The sequence below is a fragment of the Paraburkholderia sp. 22099 genome (assembly GCF_052045835.1).
In the GTDB taxonomy this organism is placed as follows: domain Bacteria; phylum Pseudomonadota; class Gammaproteobacteria; order Burkholderiales; family Burkholderiaceae; genus Paraburkholderia; species Paraburkholderia terricola.
Map to the genome: position 1 here is coordinate 1 of NZ_JBQEPU010000088.1, position 944 is coordinate 944.

Consider the following 944-nt stretch of genomic DNA (forward strand, 5'->3'; position numbering starts at 1 on the left):
GCCTTGTCCCGGGGCTTTTTACTGCGGGCGGGGATGACTGCCACGGAGTAATGCGAAGCCATCGCGCCGTAGGTGCGATTTACGATCGGGTCATAGAAGCTCGGTTTGTGCACGCCCGACTTGAGGTTGTCGGGCACGACAATTTCTGTACAGCCGCCAATGAATTCGAACGTGCGCACATGCGAACCGATCCAGTCTGGCAACTGCTGCGTCCAGGTCGCTTCGGCGTACGTGTAATTCGACGCGCCGAGAACAGCAACGAACAGCTCGGCGTCGCGGATCTCGCCGGTCTGCGCGTCGATGATGGCGATCCTGTCGCCGGAGTAGTCGACGAACAGCTTCTCGCCGGGCGCGTGCGTCTGGCGCAAGGTCAGCGGCAATGCGCTCGCCCACCGGTTGTAGTGGGTGCAGAACCACGTGTAAGCGTAGCCGTCGGGGTGTTCGGCCTTGTACTCGTTCCACAGCAGGTCAAGCGTGACGCCCTTGCGCGACAGCTCGCGCCGCACAGTAGGCCAGTCGGGTTCGGGGCGTTGCCCTTCAACCCGGGGCGGCGGTGGGTACAGCAGCGCTTCGAGTTCGTCGTCAGAGAGAGTCGTGGGCAGCGGATAGCTGAGTCCGGCGCGTTGCATGCGCCGAACGTACTGTCCGACTGTGGTCGGCGACGCGCCAAGAGCTCGGGCGATCTCCCGATGGTTGAAGCCGCTTTCGAAATGCAGGCGCAGCACTTCACGAATTTTACGCATGGTCAACTTTGGGTATGCCATGTGGCTCCCGACAAAGTGTCGAGCGTGCCACGGTTGACCCGCGTCGCTACCTCATGCGGCTACTGTCCAGCTTCGCGTGAAATCGCTGTCCAGCTTGCCGTGAAATCCGTGCCCACCTTCGCGTGAAATGCCTGTCCAGCTTGGCGCGAAATCGCTGTCCAGCTTGGTGTGAAATACGCA

Annotated in this window: 1 protein-coding gene; it reads right to left on the reverse strand. The window is 61.5% G+C overall.

Features of this window, described 5'->3' with window-relative positions; genetic code table 11:
* Nucleotides 1-764, reverse strand: a 764-nt coding sequence (gene istA / locus ACTJLC_RS31770; protein ID WP_440846423.1) for an IS21 family transposase, incomplete at its 3' end; no start/stop codon positions are given.
* Between the last annotated feature and the right edge of the window lie 180 nt (nt 765-944).